This is a genomic window from Pseudomonas sp. BF-R-24 (assembly GCF_019947335.1).
Classification (GTDB): Bacteria; Pseudomonadota; Gammaproteobacteria; order Pseudomonadales; family Pseudomonadaceae; genus Aquipseudomonas; species Aquipseudomonas jessenii.
The window spans coordinates 103,608-121,033 of record NZ_JAGYGG010000009.1 but is presented as its reverse complement, the minus strand read 5'-3'; the positions used below and the strand labels follow the sequence as shown (position 1 = coordinate 121,033).

Below are 17,426 nucleotides of genomic sequence, written 5' to 3'. Positions count from 1 at the left end.
AGGAGCAGTCCACAGAATGATTCCAAAAATCCCTTCGTTCTTGAAAAAGGCCCTGCTGGCCACCGCTTTGCTGAGCGCTGGCCAGGCCTATGCTGCCGACTCCGTCGGCATCGTGGTGTACAACGCGCAACACGCAGGCCTGACCAAGGCCTGGGTCGAGGGTTTTACCCAGGAGACCGGTATTCCCGTCACCTTGCGCAACGGCGATGACACCGAAATGGGCAACCAGATCGTGCAGGAAGGCGCGGCTTCGCCAGCGGACGTATTCCTGACCGAGAACTCCCCGGCCATGGTCCTGGTCGACAATGCCGGGCTGTTTGCGCCTGTCGATAAGGCCACGCTGGAGCAGATTGACTCCGCCTACCGTCCGGCCCACGGCAAATGGGTAGGCATCGCCGCGCGCTCCACGGTGTTCGTCTACAACCCGAGCAAACTGCCAGAAGCCGACCTGCCGAAATCGATCATGGACCTGGCTTCACCGAGCTGGAAGGGTCGCTGGGGTGCATCGCCCGGTGGTGCTGACTTCCAGGCCATCGTCGCTGCCATCCTCCAACAAAAGGGTGAAGCCGCCACGCTGGATTGGCTCAAGGCGATGAAAACCAACTATGCCAACTACCGTGGCAACAGCTCGGTACTCAAGGCCGTGAATGCCGGGCAGATCGACAGCGGCGTGATTTACCACTATTACAGCCTGGTGGATCAGTCCAAGACCGGCGAAAACAGCAAGAACACCGCCCTGCACTATTTCAGGCACAAAGACCCGGGCGCTTTTGTTAGCATCTCCGGCGGCGGCGTCCTCGCTTCCAGTAAACACCAGGACCAAGCCCAGGCGTTCCTCAAGTACATTACCGGCAAGGATGGCCAGGCCGTACTGAAGAACGGCAAGTCGTTTGAATACGCCGTGGGCAAAGGCGCTGAATCCAACCCTAAACTGGTGCCTCTGAATCAACTCGATGCGCCGACTGTCGATGCGTCAAAACTCGACAGTAAAAAAGCCGTGGAGCTGATGACACAGGCCGGACTGCTCTAATTGATGCCAGAAACCCTGCCTGCGGAGGTCGCTGAGGCGACACCCGCACATTTGCGTCGACGCTCCCGCGGAGTCTTTGCGGGACGTGGCGGTGTATGGGTGATCGGTTTGTCGGTGCTGGTTTCATTACTGGCACTGCTACCGATCGCCTACGTTATTGGTGTGTCCCTGCAAACCGGCTGGTCAACCGTTGTGGCCCTGGTGTTCCGCCCTCGGGTCGGTGAACTGCTGGTCAACACCGTGCTGCTGGTGCTGCTGACGATTCCCTTGTGCGTCGCGCTGGGGGTGACGCTGGCGTGGCTCACGGAACGCACGAATCTGCCGGGGCGGCGCTGGTGGTCGTTGCTGGCCACCGCGCCGCTGGCAGTGCCTGCGTTCGTTCACAGCTACGCCTGGGTCAGCCTGGTGCCTCCGATTCACGGCTTGTTTGCCGGTGTCCTGGTCTCGGTCATCGCCTACTTCCCGTTCCTGTATTTGCCGGTAGCGGCCACTTTGCGCCGGCTCGATCCGGCCATCGAAGACGTCGCCGAGTCCATGGGGCTCAAACCCTGGAAAGTGTTTTTCCGCGTTGTGTTGCCGCAATTGCGCCTGGCGATCTGCGGCGGCGCCTTGCTGGTCGGCCTGCACCTGCTGGCCGAATATGGCCTGTACGCCATGATCCGCTTCGACACCTTTACCACCGCGATCTTCGATCAGTTCAAATCGACCTTCAACGGCGCAGCGGCGCACATGCTGGCCAGTGTGCTGGCGCTGTGTTGCCTGGCGATGTTGACGGCCGAATCCGCCGCCCGGGGTTCGGCGCGTTACGCCCGCGTCGGTTCGGGAAGCGCCCGGGAGCAACGGGTCGTACGCCTGAAACCGGTATCCACCCTGCTCTCGCTGACGCTGCAGATCGCGACCTGTGCCCTGGCCCTTGGCGTGCCCTTGATCACCCTGGGCAAGTGGCTCATCGCCGGAGGCGTGGAAGTCTGGGACATGGCCGAATTGTTGCCAGCACTGGAGCAAACCCTGCTGCTGGGCATCGGGGGCGCGGCGCTGACCACCTGCGCGGCGATCCCGATTGCCTGGCTGTCGATCCGCTACCCCGGTCGACTGCAGCGGGTGCTGGAAAGCTGCAACTACATCACCAGTTCCTTGCCCGGCATTATCGTGGCGCTGGCACTGGTGACCGTCACGATCCACTTTGCCCGGCCGATATACCAGACCACCTTCACCGTGCTGCTGGCGTACCTGTTGATGTTCTTGCCCCGTGCCCTGGTGAGTCTGCGCGCGGGCATTGCCCAGGCCCCGGTGGAACTGGAAAACATTGCCCGCAGCCTTGGCCGCTCGCCAGCCCGGGCACTGTGGCTGATCACCTTGCGCCTGGCTGCCCCGGGGGCGGCCGCCGGCGCGGCGCTGGTGTTCCTGGCGATCACCAACGAATTGACCGCCACACTGCTGCTGGCCCCGAACGGCACGCGCACCCTGGCGACCGGGTTCTGGGCCTTGACCAGCGAAATCGATTACGCAGCCGCCGCGCCCTACGCCTTATTGATGGTTGTGCTGTCGCTTCCGTTGACCGGACTTCTTTATCACCAATCGAAAAAAACGGCTGGCCGATGAACACTCTTGAATTGAATGCCCTCTACAAGTCCTATGGCGCCCATTGCGCCCTGGACAACGTCAGCCTCTCGGTGCCCAGCGGCAGTCGCACGGTCATCGTAGGCCCCTCCGGCTCGGGCAAGACCACGTTGCTGCGGATGATTGCCGGTTTCGAGTTCCCCGATTCCGGACGCCTGTCGCTCAATGGCCAGACCCTGGTCGACGGCACCCACGAAGTGCCGGCCCATCAACGCCTGATCGGCTACGTGCCACAGGACGGCGCACTGTTCCCGCACATGACCGTGGCAGCGAACATCGGCTTCGGCCTGGCGACCAAGGGCACTGAAAAACAGCAGCGCGTTGCCGAACTGATGGACAGCGTTGCGCTGGACGCGAAGATGGCCGAGCGCTGGCCCCATGAATTGTCCGGTGGCCAGCAACAGCGCGTGGCACTGGCCCGAGCCTTGGCGCAACAGCCACGACTGATGCTGCTGGACGAGCCGTTCTCGGCGCTCGATACCGGATTGCGCGCCGCCATGCGCAAGATGGTTGCACGGCTGCTGGAGGACGCGGGCGTCACCACCATTCTGGTCACCCATGACCAGAGCGAAGCCCTTTCGTTCGCCGACCAGTTGGCGGTGATGCGTCATGGCCGACTGGTCCAGTCAGGGCATCCGCTGGACCTTTACCGCTATCCCGAAGACGAGCAAACCGCGCTGTTCCTGGGGGATGCCGTGGTGATGCCCGCGCGCATCGAGGCCGGTTGGGCCCATTGCGACCTGGGCCGGATCCCCGTCAACAACCACCGCAACAACAGTTCGGCGCAGATCATGCTGCGCCCCGAACAACTGCAACTGGCCAGCATCCTCCCCAGCGACCCGGAAGCCAGCGGTTGCCGGGCCGTGGTCACCGATCGGGATTTCAGCGGCAACACCTGCACGCTGACGGTGGAACTGCAGCCATTGACTCGCAACGCACAGTCGGGCCGATCACTGCTGGTGCGCAGTTCAGGCATGTATGCACCACCCGCCGGCAGCTCGGTTCAAGTCTCGACCATCGGCCATGCCCATGTACTGAGCGAGGTGTGATCGTTCACAGATCGAATCGATCCACCGCTCGACGCCGCTCGTTGTCATCGCGCACATCGTAGTTGGCCGTGGTCTGGATATTGCTGTGGTGCGCCAGCTTCTGCGCAATCGACAAGTCATGCTCTTCGATCACCCGGGTGATGAATGAACGCCGGAAGTCGTGGGGCATGATTTTCACCCCGACCTGCGCGCCCCGTTGCCGGGCGATGTAGTAAATCGCGTGTTTGGTGATGCGTTCACGAGTGATGTGGCTGCCACGGCGGATGCGGTTGAACAGGAACGGGTCGTCCGACTCGCCGTCCTTGAGCATCGAACGGCGCAGCTCGAGCCAGGCTTCAAGCTTGGCGAAGGCCCAGGCCGGTGCGTACTTGATCAACTGCTTGTTGCCCTTGGCCGTCACCCGCAGGCTGCGCTCGGTGAAGTCGACCTGGTTCAGCTCCAGGTTCACCGATTCGGATTTGCGCATCCCGGAACCGTACAAAATCCCGATGATCGCGGCATCCCGCAGGCCTTGCGGCCGCGGATCGGCAGCGCAGACCGCCATCAGTTCCTGGATCAGCGTACGCCTGAGATTGCGCCCCTGGGACAACCGTGTACCGGCCATGCCCTTCACCGTACGCATCTTCAACAGATGCTCCTGAGAGATCAGGCTCATGCGCCACGCTTCGTTCATCACCCCGCGCACCGCGTTGACATAGAGCGAAGACGTGTTCGGCGCATAGCCGTCCGAACGCAAGGTGGCCACCAACGCAATGACGTCCTCTGGCTGCAGATTGTGCCAGGGAATTTCCTCGATATCGTGGTCTTCGAAGCCCAGGCGGTCGGCGGCATCCTGCAGCACATAACGCATGGTCAGTTGGCTGGACGGCGCCAGTCGCGCCAGATACAGGGTCAGTGGATTGGTGAGGGGTGTGCGTGAATCAGATACAGGTAAGTCAATCAAACGAAACGGCCTTGAATTAAAACAGTTAAGTGAAACAACTAATAAGTAAAAAAACAATGATGTAAAGGCTATTTACGTTTACAGCCCCGGGGTTGCCCAAGAGTCAGGCATTTCTCCCTTTTTCCCGACACGGTATCGGCGACGAGGAAATCGCTGCCGTAGAGCATGCCGCTGTTCTTCAGGCCTTGCGCCCGTTGCACTACTGGGCAGCGTCGGCATTGTCCTGACGGTTGAAACGGCCGGATGTGGCTTTTTTCAACACGATAGACAAATTGAAATATGACCTTGCCTATCCTGAGTCGATTTTGATTATTCCTCAGGCGGCACCATGAGCCTGTTATTGCTGCTGGTCGCCTGTCTGCTGACCCGCCTGGAAAAGCCTTGGCGTGGCATTGCTCTTCCTCGGCGTCATAACCATCAATATCCCGACCTGCTCGTGCGCCTGAATCAAGGAGTGACCCATGAAAATCAGTGTATTTGGTAGCGGATATGTCGGCCTGGTGCAGGCAGCGGTATTGGCGGAAGTCGGCCACGACGTGGTCTGCATGGACGTTGACGAGAGTAAAGTCGAACTGCTCCAACAGGGCCATGTGAGCATATTCGAACCCGGGCTGGCCAGCCTGGTACGCGAAGGCCTTGACGCCAGGCGGTTGCAGTTCACCAGCGACGAAAAATTCGCCGTCCAGCACGGGCAGGTGCTGTTCATCGCGGTTGGCACTCCGTCACGGGACGACGGCTCGGCGGACTTGCGCTACGTGATGTCGGTGGGCGACGCCGTGGCCCGTCATCGCGAGCAACCGGCGATCCTGGTGGAGAAATCCACCGTCCCGGTCGGCACCGGCGATGCCTTGCGTGCACACATCGACAAATGCCTGATCAGCGTCGGGCGCGTATTGCAGTTCGATATCGTCTCCAATCCGGAGTTCTTGAAAGAAGGTTCGGCCGTGGCCGACTGCCGACGCCCTGACCGTATCGTCATCGGCTGTGAACGCGAAGAAGTGCGTGAGGTGATGCGTGATCTGTACTCGCCCTTCAACCGCAATCATGAGCGCATCATGTTCATGGACCTGCGCAGCGCCGAGCTGACCAAGTACGCCGCCAACTGCATGCTGGCGACCAAGATCAGCTTCATCAACCAGATCGCAGAACTGGCCGAACACCTGGGTGCCGACATCGAATCGATACGCCTGGGCATCGGCGCCGACTCCCGCATCGGCTACCACTTCATCTACCCCGGTTGCGGCTACGGTGGCTCATGTTTCCCCAAGGACATGCGCGCCCTGATCCACAGCGCTGAGCAGGCCCATTGCTCCAGTGACCTGCTGCAAGCGGTGGAAGCCATCAACGAGCGGCAGAAATACAAGCTGTTCGAGCGCATCAACGCGTTCTACAAGGGCGACTTGCGTGGCAGGACCTTTGCTTTGTGGGGCCTGGCATTCAAGCCAAACACCGACGACATGCGCGATGCGCCGAGCCGGGTGTTGCTCGAATCCTTGTGGGCCGCCGGAGCGAATGTCCGTGCGTTCGATCCGGAAGCCATGCAGGAAACCCAGAAGCTGTATCCCGATGAATCGAAGCTGATGCTCATGGGTACACCCGAGTCGGTCTTGTCCGGTGCCGATGCACTGATCATCTGCACCGAATGGCAACAGTTCAAGGCGCCGGACTTTCAACTGATCCGGCAGCGGCTCAACGCACCGCTGATCTTCGATGGCCGCAACCTTTACGACACAGACCGTCTGGCACGCATCGGTTTCACCTACTTCCCGATCGGTCGGGGCGAGTCGAGCAAATTGCCGATTCCGTACCAGCAATGGTTTGCCGAGTCAGTGGTCGCCTGAACACCACGTTCCCTCACATCCGCCAACAGTCTCCCGCGCTGGGTCTGCACGGCCGTCGGTGCATTGCCGCCAGCGCTGGGCGGACGGTTCGACAAGAATGATTTTGTACTACTGCACCTCAAGCAAATCCCGTAGCAACGACCGCGTGTCTGACTGCTAGAGTAGCGCTCACGATCGGGCTGATGCCGGCCCGATCGAATAAGGATATTCGCGCCGTGACCAGCTACTCCCCCCTCATCCGCCGCCTGTTGATCTGCTCGCTGACCATCGTCGTCAGCCGCGCCATCACCAGCCCTTTGCTCACGCTGTTCGTCAGCGACAAGCTGGGCCTCAACCAGCAGGACGTTGGCTTGCTGCTCGGCATTGCGGTGTTCGTCGCCACCCTGCTCTCCCTGTATGGCGGCTACATCATCGATCGCTTCGAAAAGCGCCGGTTGCTGATTCTCTCGATGGCGTCCAGCGCTGTCGGCCTGGTGCTGCTGACCTTTGCTGAAAACCTCTACCTGACGACCATCACCCTGATCGTCACCGAAACCGCTTCATCGCTGTTCCTCATCGGTTCGAAAGCGATCCTCAGCGACAACCTCCCGGTGGGTCAACGCGCCAAGGCGTTTTCCCTGAGCTATACGCTGACCAACATTGGCTACGCTGTCGGGCCGATGCTCGGCGTGCTGATTGCCGGGGCCTTTGCCAGTGCCCCCTTCCTGATCGCTGCGGCCATCGCTTTTTTCAGTATTTTCCTGATGACCGGGATCGCGAAGGACCCGGCGCGCTCGCCTGTCGGCGGCCAGGGGCAGAGTTTCCTCAAAACCCTGATCACCCTGAAAAACGACCGCACCCTGATCCTGTTCACCGCCGGTTGCCTGCTCAGCACCGTGGTGCACGGGCGATTTACCTTTTACCTGTCGCAGTACCTGCTGGTGACCAGCAATCCCCAACACACCATGGAAATCATGGCCGCCCTGCTCGCCTGCAACGCCATCAGTGTGATCTTGCTGCAATACCAGATCGGGCGTTTTCTCAAGCGCGAGCAACTGCGCCAATGGATCATGGCCGGCACCGGCCTGTTCATCCTCGGGCTGATCGGTTTCAGCCTGGCGGACAGCCTGGTGAGCTGGTGCGTGGCGATGTTCATCTTCACCCTCGGTGAAATCATCATTTACCCGGCCGAGTTTCTCTTCGTCGACACCCTGGCGCCGGAAGAACTGCGGGGCAGCTACTACGGCGCGCAAAACCTTGCTGCCCTTGGCGGTGCGTTGAGCCCGGTGATTTGCGGCTTCATGCTGATGCACACCCCGGCGCCGACGATGTTTTATGCCTTGAGTGCACTCGCGGCCCTGGGCGGCTTGCTGTGCTACACAAGCGGTCGACGGAGCAAATTACAGCAAAATTAATGCACTGAAAGCTCATTAATATGAATTTGTCAGTAGCAGGATAGGACGGCACACTGTGCGCGTTCCTCCCCCAACAGTTGGAATAACTTCAAGGGCTTTCTGGGTTCCCCAGCCAAGCCCTTTTTTTTGCCTGGATTTTCTGCCGGAGTCTTCTCGAAATGCTTGCTCGCTGGTTGCCCGCTGCCATCAACACCCGCCCCACCGAATGGAGCCGCGCCGCCATCGGCATGGCCCTGGGGACACTGATGAGCGTGTGGCTCTGTAGCCAGGTGTTCGGCATTGAGGTGGCCCAGCACCTGATCGGCCCGCTGGGGGCGTCGGCGGTGCTGTTGTTTGCCGTGTCTTCGGGCGCGCTCGCCCAGCCCTGGTCGATTCTCGGTGGTTACTTGAGCGCCGGTGTGATTGCCCTGCTGGTGGCCCATGTGTTGGGCCGGACCCTGGGTAGCGCTTGCCTGGCGGCGGGCATGGCGTTGATCCTGATGTGCTGGCTGCGGTGCCTGCATCCACCGGCCGGTGCGTTGGCCCTGACCCTGGTGCTGGCCGATCCGGCAACCATTGCCATGGACTGGAAAGCCATTGGGCCGGTGATGCTCAGCGCCGCGACGATGCTGCTGTGCGCCCTGGCCTACAACAACCTGACCCGCGTTCGTTACCCCAAGAGCGCCAGCGAGCCCGCGGCCAGGATTCCTGCCGATCACCCGCCGGTCGACCGTCAGGCCATCACCGCCGAAGACCTGAAACTGGCGTTGGCCGACATGGAAGCGTTCTATGACGTGACCCCCGAAGACCTCGAACAGCTGATCCAGGCCAGCGAACTGCACGCCAAACGCCGCAGCGTTGGCGAAGTGCTCGCCCCACGACTGTAAGTCGCTGTTCTGGAGGTTCTTTTGCCGTGGCCGGGCGGTTCTGGCATCCTGCGCCTCCATTTTCTGACCCGGCCCGCCTTCTGGCACGCAAACCACCATGACCGCCTCCGAAAAAGCCCCCGCTCCACGCCACAGCGACCTGATCTACGGCCTCGATGACCGTCCGCATCTGACCGCCACCGTCTTCGCCGCCCTGCAACACGTGCTGGCAAGTTTCGTCGGCATCATCACCCCGACGCTGATCATGGGCAGCGCCCTGGGCCTGCAAAGTGAAATTCCTTACTTGATCAGCATGGCGCTGTTCGTCTCCGGCCTGGGCACCTTCGTGCAGGCGCGGCGCTTCGGCCCGGTGGGCTCTGGCCTGTTGTGCCTGCAAGGCACCAGTTTCTCGTTCATCAGTGTGATTCTCAGCGCCGGCTTCATGGTCAAGGCTCGTGGTGGCGGTACCGATGAGATTCTCTCGACCATTTTCGGCGTGTGCTTTTTTGCCGCGTTCATCGAGGTGGTGTTGAGCCAGTTCATTGGCAAATTGCGCATGCTGATCACCCCGGTGGTGACCGGCACCATCATCACGCTGATGGGCTTGTCGCTGATCAAGGTGGCGATGACCGACATCGCCGGCGGCTTCGGCGCCCCGGACCTGGGGGCGGCCAGTCACCTGGCCCTGGCGGCGCTGGTGCTGGGAACCATCGTAGTGTTGAACCGGGTGGATGTGCCGTTTCTGCGCCTGGGGGCGATTGTCATCGGCCTGACCCTGGGCTACGGGGTGGCATGGCTCATGGGCCAGGTGGATTTCAACAGCCTGCCCGAAGTGCCGCTGATGAGCGTACCGGTGCCGTTCAAATACGGGTTCTCCTTCGATTGGGTGGCGTTCATTCCGGTGGCGGTGATTTTCCTCGTGTCGCCGCTGGAGGCCGCCGGTGACCTTACGGCCAACTCGATGATCTCCCGGCAACCGGTCAAAGGCCCGGTGTACATTCGCCGGATCAAGTCCGGCCTGCTCGCCGATGGCCTCAACTCGGCCATGGCCGCGGTGTTCAACAGCATGCCGATGGTGACCTTCGCCCAGAACAACGGAGTGATCCAGCTCACCGGCGTGGCCAGCCGCTACGTGGCGTTTTTCATTGCCGGATTGCTGGTGGTGCTTGGCCTGTTCCCGATGATCGGCGCGGTACTGCAACTGATGCCGAAACCGGTGCTCGGTGGCGCGGAACTGGTGATGTTCGGCACCGTCGCCGTGGCCGGGATCAAGATTCTCGCCGAGGCCGGCCTGCATCGGCGCAACATGCTGATCGTGGCGATTTCCATCGGCATGGGCCTGGGCGTGGCCGCCGTGCCGGAAGTCTTGCGTGAACTGCCCAAGGCCCTGCACAACATTTTCGAATCGCCCATCACCGTCGGCGCGCTGTGCGCTATCGTTCTTAATATCTTCCTGCCCGAGGAGTTCATCGAGCTGGAGGAGGACGAATTCGATCCGGAAGCCTCCGTGCTTCAGGTGATGCAGAACCCCGATGTGACCGCCAGGGATGAACCCGCAAAGGCTGCGGTGGTTGCACAGTCGAACCACTAGTCGGGCTCAAGGGCTGAGCCGCTGGCGGTTCAGCCTTTTTCAGATGAGAGCACGTCCATGCGCAGCCTCCACGCGGTCCTGATTTCCCTCCTGCTCTGCCTGAGCGCCTGTTCCTCGCTGCCCAATCGAGACCCGTTGAAAATCAACGTCGTGGGTGTCGAACCCCTGCAAGGCGAAGGCATGGAAGTGCGCTTTGCCGTGAGAATCCGCGTGCAGAACCCCAATGACTACACCCTCACCTACAGCGGCGTTGCCCTGGACCTGGACATCAACGGCCAGCCCTTCGCCTCTGGCGTCACCGATGAGCGGGGTACGATCGGGCGCTTTTCCGACACCATCGTCAGCGTGCCGGTCAGCGTTTCGGCGTTTTCGGTGATCCGCCAGACCTATGGCATCAGCCAGATGAAAACCCTCAACAACATGCCTTATGTCCTGCGCGGCAAGCTCTCGGGTGGGGTGTTCAACACGAAGCGTTTCGTGGACAGTGGCACGCTCAATCTGCCTGGACCGACCACTGGCAGCCGTTAAGCGCCTTGGATGAAATGGCTGTTGCGCCGCGGAATTCACTCGGTGTCATTGAGAATCAGGCTGCGGTAATGCCCCGGATTTGACCCCGACCATTTGCGAAACGCCTTGTAGAACGAGCTGACGTCAGCGAACCCGAGCCGCATGGCGATTTCGCTGAAGCTGATCGTGGGTTCCGCCAGCCAGACAATCGCCAACTCCTTGCGCACGCCGTCCTTGAGGCCTTGATAGGTTTGCCCTTCTTCGGCCAGTCGGCGGCGCAAGGTTGAAGCCGATATGCACAGGCGTTGCGCCAGGGCTTCGGTTTCCGGCCAGTGTTCGGCCGGCAGGTGGCGCAGGTCGTGTTTGATGCGGCTGGCCAGACTCTGCGGATCGCGGTACTTCACCAGAATGTTCGCCGGCGCACGGGCGAGGAATCGCTCGAGTTCTTCAGGGCTGCGCTTGATGGACAGGTCCAGGCAATCGGCGGAGAAAATCATCCGGGTGCGTGGGCGGTCGAAGCGCAGGTTCTCGGAAAACATCACCTGATAGTCATCGCAGAAATCCGGCCTGGAACAGCGCAGCTCGATGGCAAGGATCGGAATCCGCCGTCCTGCCAGCCAGCAGGCAACGCCGTGCACGATCATCCAGTAAGTGAAATAAGTGAAGGCCCGGCGCGGGTCCTTGTCATCCTCCAGCAGGACGATTTCCGCCAGGCTTTGCTGACGCACCAACTGCGCCGGCAAGTATTCGAGGATCAACGACAGAAACGCCAGGCCGCTGGCCACTCCCGCCGCCACGTTGGGCTGGAGCATGGCGCTGCGACACAGGAACGCAAAGCTGCCGGATTTGAGTTTGCGTGGGTCCATGCCAAAGAACTCATCATCCCCGCGCCGTGCCAGCAACCGCCACAGGCGCGCATAAGCCGTGGCCGGAACGCGGGCGTCGGTGCTGCCCAACAGTTGCGGGTCGATGCCGACCTTGATCAACACCTCATCCGTGGCGATTCCTGGCGCGCAGCTTTGCAACAGTGCTTCACGCACCAGTTGAATGGAGATGGTGTCTTTTTCCGACATGGATCGCGGCAAGCCCTGTTCTTGTTCGAGTGGGGGGCATCTTAGCTGAAACAGTATCCCTGTTGATTGATCCACCGCTATCGCGAGCAAGCTCGCTCCCACACTGGATCTGCATTGTTCACAAATGCTGTGAACACCCGGATTCCTGTGGGAGCGAGCTTGCTCGCGATGGCTTTTCTGAATTCACAGAATGCGGTAGAGCAACCGTTCGATCCGCACACGACTCACGCGCTTGAGGAACTTGGCCACGCCCGCCGGGTATTCGGCCAGGGTTTCCAGGTTTTGGAAGTGCTCGATTCGCCGGGTGTGCTGGAAGATCTCCGCCAGCTCTTTGCCACGCGGTTCCAGCAGTTCGCCATGGGGATCATCGAGCAACAAGGCGTTTTCCAGATCGAGTCGAAACGCCCGCGGGTTGAGGTTGTTGCCGGTCAGCAAGGTATAGCGCCGGTCGATCCACATGCCCTTGAGGTGGTAGGTGTTGTCACCGTCACGCCACAGGTGCAGGTTCAACTGCCCGCTGTCGATGTTGCGCTGATGACGCTTGGCAAACCGGCGCAAGCTGATTTCGTACAGGTACGGCAGCGCCGAAATGACCCGGAACGGTTCGCTCGGCGGAATGTAGAAGTCGTTGGCCGTCTTGTCGCCGACCACGATGTCGATCTTCACCCCGCGGGCCAGCGCGCGGTTGATCTCGCGGATGATCGCCAGCGGCAGGTTGAAGTACGGTGTGCAAATGGTCAGTTGCTGCTGGGCGCTGGCGATCAGTTCGCAGATCACCCGGTTCAGCGGATTGTTCTTGCCGACGCCAAGCAGCGGGCTGACGGACAAACCGGTCCTGTCGGTGGTGCCCTGCGTGGTGTCGTACGCCGCGTGCTTGAGGCGGCTGCGCAGGTCACCGATGTCATTGCGCAGGCTGCGGGTGGTCGGCAGGTTTGGCAGGTCGAGGCGGTGCACCGCTTTGGAAGCCACCAGGCCGTGCTGCACCAGGTGCTGCATCGAATCGGCCAGTTCACGATTGTGCAGCAGGTGATAGCGGTCGTAGCGGTACTTGTCGAACTTGTGCAGATACACATTGTTCAGGCTCGCACCGCTGTAGATCACGCAGTCATCGATCACGAAGCCTTTAAGGTGCAACACACCGAACAGTTCGCGGGTTTGTACCGGGACGCCGTAGATCGGCACTTCGCTGGCATGGGTGCGGGTCATTTCCTGATACCAGGCGGAGTTGCCCGGTTGCTTGCCGGCACCGATCAGGCCGCGCTGGGCGCGCAGCCAGTCGACGACCACCACCACGTCCAGTTCCGGACGCGCCAGTTTGGCGGCGTGCAAGGCATCGAGAATTTCCTGGCCGGCTTCATCCTGTTGCAGGTACAGCGCAACGATGTAGATGCGCCGGGTCGCGCTGGCGATTTTCTCCAGCAGGCAACGACGGAATTCGGCAGCGCCGCAAAGGACGCCAACGGCATCGGCCGTCAGCGGAAAACTGCGCAACTTGGGCAGCAGGGAGCGTTTGAAAAGCGACGGCATAGGGCTCGCAATGGGTCGAATCCGAAGAACCCATGAGCTTACACCATGCAAAGGTTCGGGTCTTGTTACCGTCTGTAATGCCCCCTTCGCGGGCAAGCTCGCTCCCACTGGCTGAATGCATTCCCATGTGGGAGCGAGCCTGCTCGCGAAGACCATTTATCAGGCACTAGAAAAATATCGATTGACCATGGAGAACGATCGTTCTACTGTTTGCAACATGAACGATATCACTAGCAACGACACACGCGACATCATTCTGGATGTCACCGAAAAGTTGATCTACAAAAGTGGCATAGCCGCCACTGGCATGGATCTTCTGGTGAAAACCGCCGGCGTCTCCAGAAAAAGCATCTACCGCTACTTCGCCAACAAGGACGAACTGGTGGTGGCCGCCCTGCAACGCCGGGACCAGCGCTGGATGCACTGGTACAGAGGCGCAGTCGACCAGGCACAAACCCCGGCCGAGCGACTGCTCAACCTGTTTACCGTACTCAAATCGTGGTTCGCCTCCGACGGTTTCCGCGGCTGCGCGTTCATCAACACCAGTGGCGAAACCGGCGACCCGCAAGACCCGGTGCGCCTGCTCGCCAAAGAGCATAAACAAAAGCTGCTCGACTACGTGTGCGAGCTGTGTACCGAACATGGCGCCGAGGATCCGCAGTTGCTGGCCAAACAGCTGCTGATCCTGATCGACGGTGCCATTACCGTGGCGCTTGTCATGGGTGATCACAGTGCCGCCGATAATGCGCAATGCATGGCGCGAAAGTTATTGGACCTGTAGCAACCTGATCAAGCTCGACTGTTGTTTTAACTTTAACTTGATACGGAGACTTTAAATGTCTAATGCCGAAGTTCGTCCGCCATTACCCCCTTTCACCCGTGAATCGGCCATTGAAAAAGTTCGCCTGGCCGAAGACGGCTGGAACTCCCGGGACCCGGAGCGGGTGTCCCTGGCCTATACCCTGGACACTAAGTGGCGCAATCGCGCCGAGTTCGCCTATAACCGCGAAGAAGCCAAAGGCTTCCTGACCCGCAAGTGGGCCAAGGAGCTTGATTATCGGTTGATCAAGGAGCTGTGGGCGTTCACCGACAACCGAATTGCCGTGCGTTATGCCTATGAATGGCATGACGACTCGGGCAACTGGTTCCGCTCCTACGGCAACGAAAACTGGGAGTTCAACGAGGACGGCCTGATGGCCCGCCGCTTCGCCTGCATCAACGACATGCCGATCAAGGAAAGCGAGCGCAAGTTCCACTGGCCGCTGGGTCGTCGACCTGACGATCATCCGAGTTTGTCGGATCTGGGCTTGTAATTCAGCTTCACGCTAAACCCTGTGGGAGCGAGCTTGCTCGCGATAGCGGTTGTACATTCAGCAGATCTGTTGCCTGTCACACCGCCATCGCGAGCAAGCTCGCTCCCACATTGGTTTTGTGTTGTACAGATGAGTAAGATGCTGCCCTTCCCCGCAGCCTCTTTCTGCACCCGCCGAATAAGCCGATCCCATGCCTTTCGAACTCAGCGTTGACCTCTCCACCCTGGCCATCCTGGCCTTAGTCGCTTTTGTTGCCGGTTTCATCGACGCCATCGCCGGTGGCGGTGGGCTGTTGACCACCCCGGCCTTGTTGACCGCCGGCCTGCCGCCGCATCTGGTGCTGGGCACCAACAAACTCAGCTCGACCTTCGGCTCGGCCATCGCCAGCTTCACCTTCTACCGCCGCAAGCTGTTCCACCCCGCGCAATGGATTCATGCCATCGTCGGCACCCTGGTCGGAGCGCTGACCGGTGCCGTGGTCGCGCATTACCTGCCGGCGGAATGGCTGAACAAGATGCTGCCGGTGATCGTCTTCGCTTGCGGTGTCTATCTATTGTTTGGCGGCACGCCAAAAGCGCCACTGGACAGCGAGGCACCGATCAAGAAAAAGTGGCAGTCGACCCAAGGCTTCAGCCTCGGCTTCTATGACGGTGTGGCGGGTCCCGGCACGGGCGCGTTCTGGACCGTGAGCAGCCTGCTGCTCTACCCCATCGATCTGGTGAAAGCCAGCGGTGTGGCACGCAGCATGAACTTCGTCAGCAACGCGGCGGCGCTGTCGATCTTCATCTTTTCCGGTCAGGTGGACTGGATCATCGGCCTGTGCATGGGCTTGTCGTTGATGGTCGGCGCCTTCTTCGGCGCCCGCACCGCCATCAGCGGCGGCGCGAAATTCATTCGTCCGGTGTTCATCACCGTGGTGCTGGGCCTGACCGTGCGCCTAGCCTGGCAGCACTGGTTCAGCGTGGCCTAAGCGCCGCGCCACGTATACGTCGATCAGGTAACGGGCAATCGAGCGTGACGCCGGCAACGGCGGCAGCTCGTGCACGTTGAACCACTGGGCGTCCTCGATCTCGTCTTCCTGACAGACGATCTCGCCACCGGCATATTCGGCGTGAAAGCCGAGCATCATCGAGTGCGGGAACGGCCAGCACTGGCTGCCCATGTACTGGATGTTCCTGACCTCGATGCTCACCTCTTCGCGAACTTCGCGAATCAGGCAGTCCTCGGCCGATTCGCCCGGCTCGGCAAACCCGGCCAGGGTGCTGTAGACACCGCTGACAAAACGCGGTGAACGCGCCAACAGCACTTCATCGCCTCGGGTCACCAGTACGATCATGCTCGGCGAAATCCGTGGGTAGCTGCGCAGATCGCACGGCTGACAATACATCGCCCGTTCGCGTGGCACCTGGGTCATGGCCTGACCGCAGTTACCGCAATAGCGGTGTTCACGGGCCCAGGTGCCGATCTGTGCGGCGTAACCGAGCACCTTGTAGAGCGTGTGATCGCCTTCGAGCATGAACGCCCGCAGGCCTTTCCAGTTGCAACCCGACACTTCGCTGTGACTGCGCAACTCCAGCAGATAGACCGGCTCGCCATCGAGATGACCGATGCCATGCTCGGCAAGAATCGACAGGTCCTGGCGCTTGAGCCATTCGCGAGCGAACAGTGCGCCGTTGTCATCGAACAGAAAGCCTTCGGGGCTGCGCGCGATGGCCCAGCCGCCGGGTTGATCGGTGTCCAGTACTGCGGTGGTCCAGCGAGGAATCATGGTTAATCAATCCAGAAATTCGGGTTTCTGTTTGCTCATATGGGCGGCCATGGCCACGCGCAGATCGGTGGATTGCAGCATGGCGGCGTTCCAGGTGGCGATGTATTCGAGGCCGTCATCGATGCGATGGTCGCGCATGTAGCTGATCATTTCCTTGGTGCCGGTGACGGCGATCGGCGACTTGCTGGCGATTGCGTAGGCAATGCCCATGACGCCGTCGAGCAGGCTGGCGTTGTCGCTGTAGACGCGATTGACCAAGCCCATGTCTCGCGCTTCGTCGGCACCGAAGGTGCGACCAGTGTAAGCCAGTTCGCGCAGCATGCCGTCACCGATGATCCGCGGCAAGCGTTGCAGCGTGCCAACGTCGGCGGCCATGCCGATGTCGATTTCCTTGATCGAAAACTGTGCGTCCTCGGCGGCATAACGCATGTCGCACGCGGCAATCAGGTCGATGGCGCCCCCCAGGCAGTAACCCTGAATGGCCGAAAGCACCGGTTTGCGGCAGTTATCGACTGCATTGAACGACGCTTGCAGGGTGAGGATCTTGCGCCGCAACAGGCGCGCATTGCGTCCGACGTCCTTGCCCAGCTCATTGGCCACACCGGCCAGCATCATCAGGTCGATACCCGAGGAGAAATGCTTGCCTGCCCCGCTGAGGACCACCACGCGCACTTCATCGGTGTCGTCGATCCACTGGAAGATCTCGACGATCTCGCTCCAGAACGCCGCGTTCATCGAGTTGATCTTCTCCGGGCGGTTGATCTGTACGTGGGCGATTTTATCGACCAGCTCGACGTTGAACGCGCTGTATTGAGACATGCCAATGATCCTTTTGCGGGCAAAAAATGAGGCCCGAACTATAACAAGGCATCAAGGTGGGCAGTAAGGCAGCGGTTCGGCCAAATGCGGGACTCAAACCGGCGCA

Annotated in this window: 17 protein-coding genes; 12 read left to right on the top strand and 5 right to left on the bottom strand. The window is 60.6% G+C overall.

Going from position 1 to position 17,426, the window contains the following annotated elements; translation table 11 throughout:
- The first annotated feature begins 16 nt into the window (after positions 1-16).
- From KGA98_RS09995 to KGA98_RS09985, 3 genes are read left to right on the top strand one after another with little or no spacing between them, the layout of a single operon-like run.
- Positions 17-1,030 carry an iron ABC transporter substrate-binding protein gene (locus tag KGA98_RS09995; RefSeq protein WP_057714939.1) on the top strand — a complete coding sequence of 338 codons (1,014 nt, stop codon included), beginning with the start codon at positions 17-19 and terminating at the stop codon, positions 1,028-1,030.
- Positions 1,031-1,033: 3 nt separating this feature from the next.
- A complete protein-coding gene (locus tag KGA98_RS09990) occupies positions 1,034-2,632 on the top strand; it encodes an ABC transporter permease (RefSeq protein ID WP_223502227.1) in 1,599 nt (532 codons plus the stop codon).
- Positions 2,629-3,699, top strand: a complete 1,071-nt coding sequence (locus tag KGA98_RS09985; RefSeq protein WP_057714941.1) for an ABC transporter ATP-binding protein — start codon at positions 2,629-2,631, stop codon at positions 3,697-3,699. The genes KGA98_RS09990 and KGA98_RS09985 overlap by 4 nt, the downstream gene beginning before the upstream one ends.
- Positions 3,700-3,703: 4 nt before the next feature.
- Here the strand turns inward: KGA98_RS09985 and xerC are convergent, their stop codons facing one another.
- Positions 3,704-4,642 carry a tyrosine recombinase XerC gene (gene xerC / locus KGA98_RS09980; protein WP_057714942.1) on the bottom strand — a complete coding sequence of 313 codons (939 nt, stop codon included), beginning with the start codon at positions 4,640-4,642 and terminating at the stop codon, positions 3,704-3,706.
- Between the two features lie 328 nt (positions 4,643-4,970).
- Here xerC and KGA98_RS09975 point away from each other — a divergent pair, with 328 nt between their 5' ends.
- The 6 genes from KGA98_RS09975 to KGA98_RS09950 all read left to right on the top strand — a co-directional run bounded on the left by KGA98_RS09975 (position 4,971) and on the right by KGA98_RS09950 (position 10,841).
- Positions 4,971-5,126: a hypothetical protein gene (locus KGA98_RS09975; RefSeq protein WP_223502226.1), complete on the top strand. Its 156-nt coding sequence runs from the start codon at positions 4,971-4,973 to the stop codon at positions 5,124-5,126.
- On the top strand, positions 5,104-6,483 hold the full coding sequence (locus KGA98_RS09970; protein WP_223502225.1) for a UDP-glucose dehydrogenase family protein: 1,380 nt from the start codon (positions 5,104-5,106) through the stop codon (positions 6,481-6,483). Before KGA98_RS09975 ends, KGA98_RS09970 begins: the two co-directional genes overlap by 23 nt.
- 215 nt (positions 6,484-6,698) lie before the next feature.
- Positions 6,699-7,877 carry an MFS transporter gene (locus KGA98_RS09965; protein ID WP_223502224.1) on the top strand — a complete coding sequence of 393 codons (1,179 nt, stop codon included), beginning with the start codon at positions 6,699-6,701 and terminating at the stop codon, positions 7,875-7,877.
- 158 nt (positions 7,878-8,035) lie between these two features.
- Positions 8,036-8,743 (top strand): HPP family protein, encoded by a 708-nt coding sequence (locus tag KGA98_RS09960; protein ID WP_057714944.1) that lies wholly within the window; start codon positions 8,036-8,038, stop codon positions 8,741-8,743.
- A 97-nt stretch (positions 8,744-8,840) separates the two neighbouring features.
- Positions 8,841-10,313, top strand: coding sequence for a nucleobase:cation symporter-2 family protein (locus KGA98_RS09955; protein WP_150813227.1), 1,473 nt, complete (start codon positions 8,841-8,843; stop codon positions 10,311-10,313).
- Positions 10,314-10,370: 57 nt separating this feature from the next.
- Positions 10,371-10,841, top strand: coding sequence for an LEA type 2 family protein (locus KGA98_RS09950; protein WP_223502223.1), 471 nt, complete (start codon positions 10,371-10,373; stop codon positions 10,839-10,841).
- Between the two features lie 35 nt (positions 10,842-10,876).
- Here KGA98_RS09950 and KGA98_RS09945 read toward each other — a convergent pair whose 3' ends face one another.
- Entirely contained in the window at positions 10,877-11,893 is a 1,017-nt protein-coding gene (locus tag KGA98_RS09945; RefSeq protein WP_223502256.1) for an AraC family transcriptional regulator, read from the bottom strand.
- A gap of 183 nt (positions 11,894-12,076) precedes the next feature.
- Positions 12,077-13,420, bottom strand: coding sequence for a CDP-diacylglycerol--serine O-phosphatidyltransferase (gene pssA / locus KGA98_RS09940; protein ID WP_090455075.1), 1,344 nt, complete (start codon positions 13,418-13,420; stop codon positions 12,077-12,079).
- A gap of 217 nt (positions 13,421-13,637) precedes the next feature.
- On the opposite strand from pssA, the gene KGA98_RS09935 reads away from it, so the two are divergent.
- The 3 genes from KGA98_RS09935 (at position 13,638) to KGA98_RS09925 (ending at position 15,703) form a co-directional block, all read left to right on the top strand.
- Complete coding sequence (locus tag KGA98_RS09935) at positions 13,638-14,201, top strand: TetR/AcrR family transcriptional regulator (RefSeq protein WP_223502222.1); 564 nt, start codon at positions 13,638-13,640, stop codon at positions 14,199-14,201.
- A 55-nt stretch (positions 14,202-14,256) separates the two neighbouring features.
- Positions 14,257-14,733, top strand: a complete 477-nt coding sequence (locus KGA98_RS09930; protein WP_020799197.1) for a DUF1348 family protein — start codon at positions 14,257-14,259, stop codon at positions 14,731-14,733.
- A 190-nt stretch (positions 14,734-14,923) separates the two neighbouring features.
- Positions 14,924-15,703, top strand: a complete 780-nt coding sequence (locus tag KGA98_RS09925) for a TSUP family transporter (RefSeq protein WP_057714950.1) — start codon at positions 14,924-14,926, stop codon at positions 15,701-15,703.
- On the opposite strand, the gene nudC is transcribed toward KGA98_RS09925, so the two are convergent.
- Both nudC and KGA98_RS09915 read right to left on the bottom strand, forming a co-directional pair.
- Positions 15,671-16,501, bottom strand: a complete 831-nt coding sequence (nudC, locus tag KGA98_RS09920) for an NAD(+) diphosphatase (protein WP_057714951.1) — start codon at positions 16,499-16,501, stop codon at positions 15,671-15,673. The genes KGA98_RS09925 and nudC overlap by 33 nt on opposite strands.
- A 6-nt stretch (positions 16,502-16,507) precedes the next feature.
- Positions 16,508-17,320, bottom strand: a complete 813-nt coding sequence (locus tag KGA98_RS09915) for a crotonase/enoyl-CoA hydratase family protein (RefSeq protein WP_223502221.1) — start codon at positions 17,318-17,320, stop codon at positions 16,508-16,510.
- Positions 17,321-17,426: the final 106 nt, after the last annotated feature.

What these genes read in the sequence shown, in the direction of transcription:
- KGA98_RS09955 (WP_150813227.1), top strand. Translation starts at nt 8,841, where the DNA reads ATGACCGCCTCCGAAAAAGCCCCCGCTCCACGCCACAGCGACCTGATC.
- KGA98_RS09975 (WP_223502226.1), top strand. Translation starts at nt 4,971, where the DNA reads ATGAGCCTGTTATTGCTGCTGGTCGCCTGTCTGCTGACCCGCCTGGAA.
- nudC (WP_057714951.1), bottom strand. Translation starts at nt 16,501, where the DNA reads ATGATTCCTCGCTGGACCACCGCAGTACTGGACACCGATCAACCCGGC.
- KGA98_RS09990 (WP_223502227.1), top strand. Translation starts at nt 1,034, where the DNA reads ATGCCAGAAACCCTGCCTGCGGAGGTCGCTGAGGCGACACCCGCACAT.
- KGA98_RS09985 (WP_057714941.1), top strand. Translation starts at nt 2,629, where the DNA reads ATGAACACTCTTGAATTGAATGCCCTCTACAAGTCCTATGGCGCCCAT.
- pssA (WP_090455075.1), bottom strand. Translation starts at nt 13,420, where the DNA reads ATGCCGTCGCTTTTCAAACGCTCCCTGCTGCCCAAGTTGCGCAGTTTT.
- KGA98_RS09995 (WP_057714939.1), top strand. Translation starts at nt 17, where the DNA reads ATGATTCCAAAAATCCCTTCGTTCTTGAAAAAGGCCCTGCTGGCCACC.
- KGA98_RS09930 (WP_020799197.1), top strand. Translation starts at nt 14,257, where the DNA reads ATGTCTAATGCCGAAGTTCGTCCGCCATTACCCCCTTTCACCCGTGAA.
- KGA98_RS09935 (WP_223502222.1), top strand. Translation starts at nt 13,638, where the DNA reads ATGAACGATATCACTAGCAACGACACACGCGACATCATTCTGGATGTC.
- KGA98_RS09970 (WP_223502225.1), top strand. Translation starts at nt 5,104, where the DNA reads ATGAAAATCAGTGTATTTGGTAGCGGATATGTCGGCCTGGTGCAGGCA.
- KGA98_RS09945 (WP_223502256.1), bottom strand. Translation starts at nt 11,893, where the DNA reads ATGTCGGAAAAAGACACCATCTCCATTCAACTGGTGCGTGAAGCACTG.
- KGA98_RS09915 (WP_223502221.1), bottom strand. Translation starts at nt 17,320, where the DNA reads ATGTCTCAATACAGCGCGTTCAACGTCGAGCTGGTCGATAAAATCGCC.
- KGA98_RS09960 (WP_057714944.1), top strand. Translation starts at nt 8,036, where the DNA reads ATGCTTGCTCGCTGGTTGCCCGCTGCCATCAACACCCGCCCCACCGAA.
- KGA98_RS09925 (WP_057714950.1), top strand. Translation starts at nt 14,924, where the DNA reads ATGCCTTTCGAACTCAGCGTTGACCTCTCCACCCTGGCCATCCTGGCC.
- KGA98_RS09950 (WP_223502223.1), top strand. Translation starts at nt 10,371, where the DNA reads ATGCGCAGCCTCCACGCGGTCCTGATTTCCCTCCTGCTCTGCCTGAGC.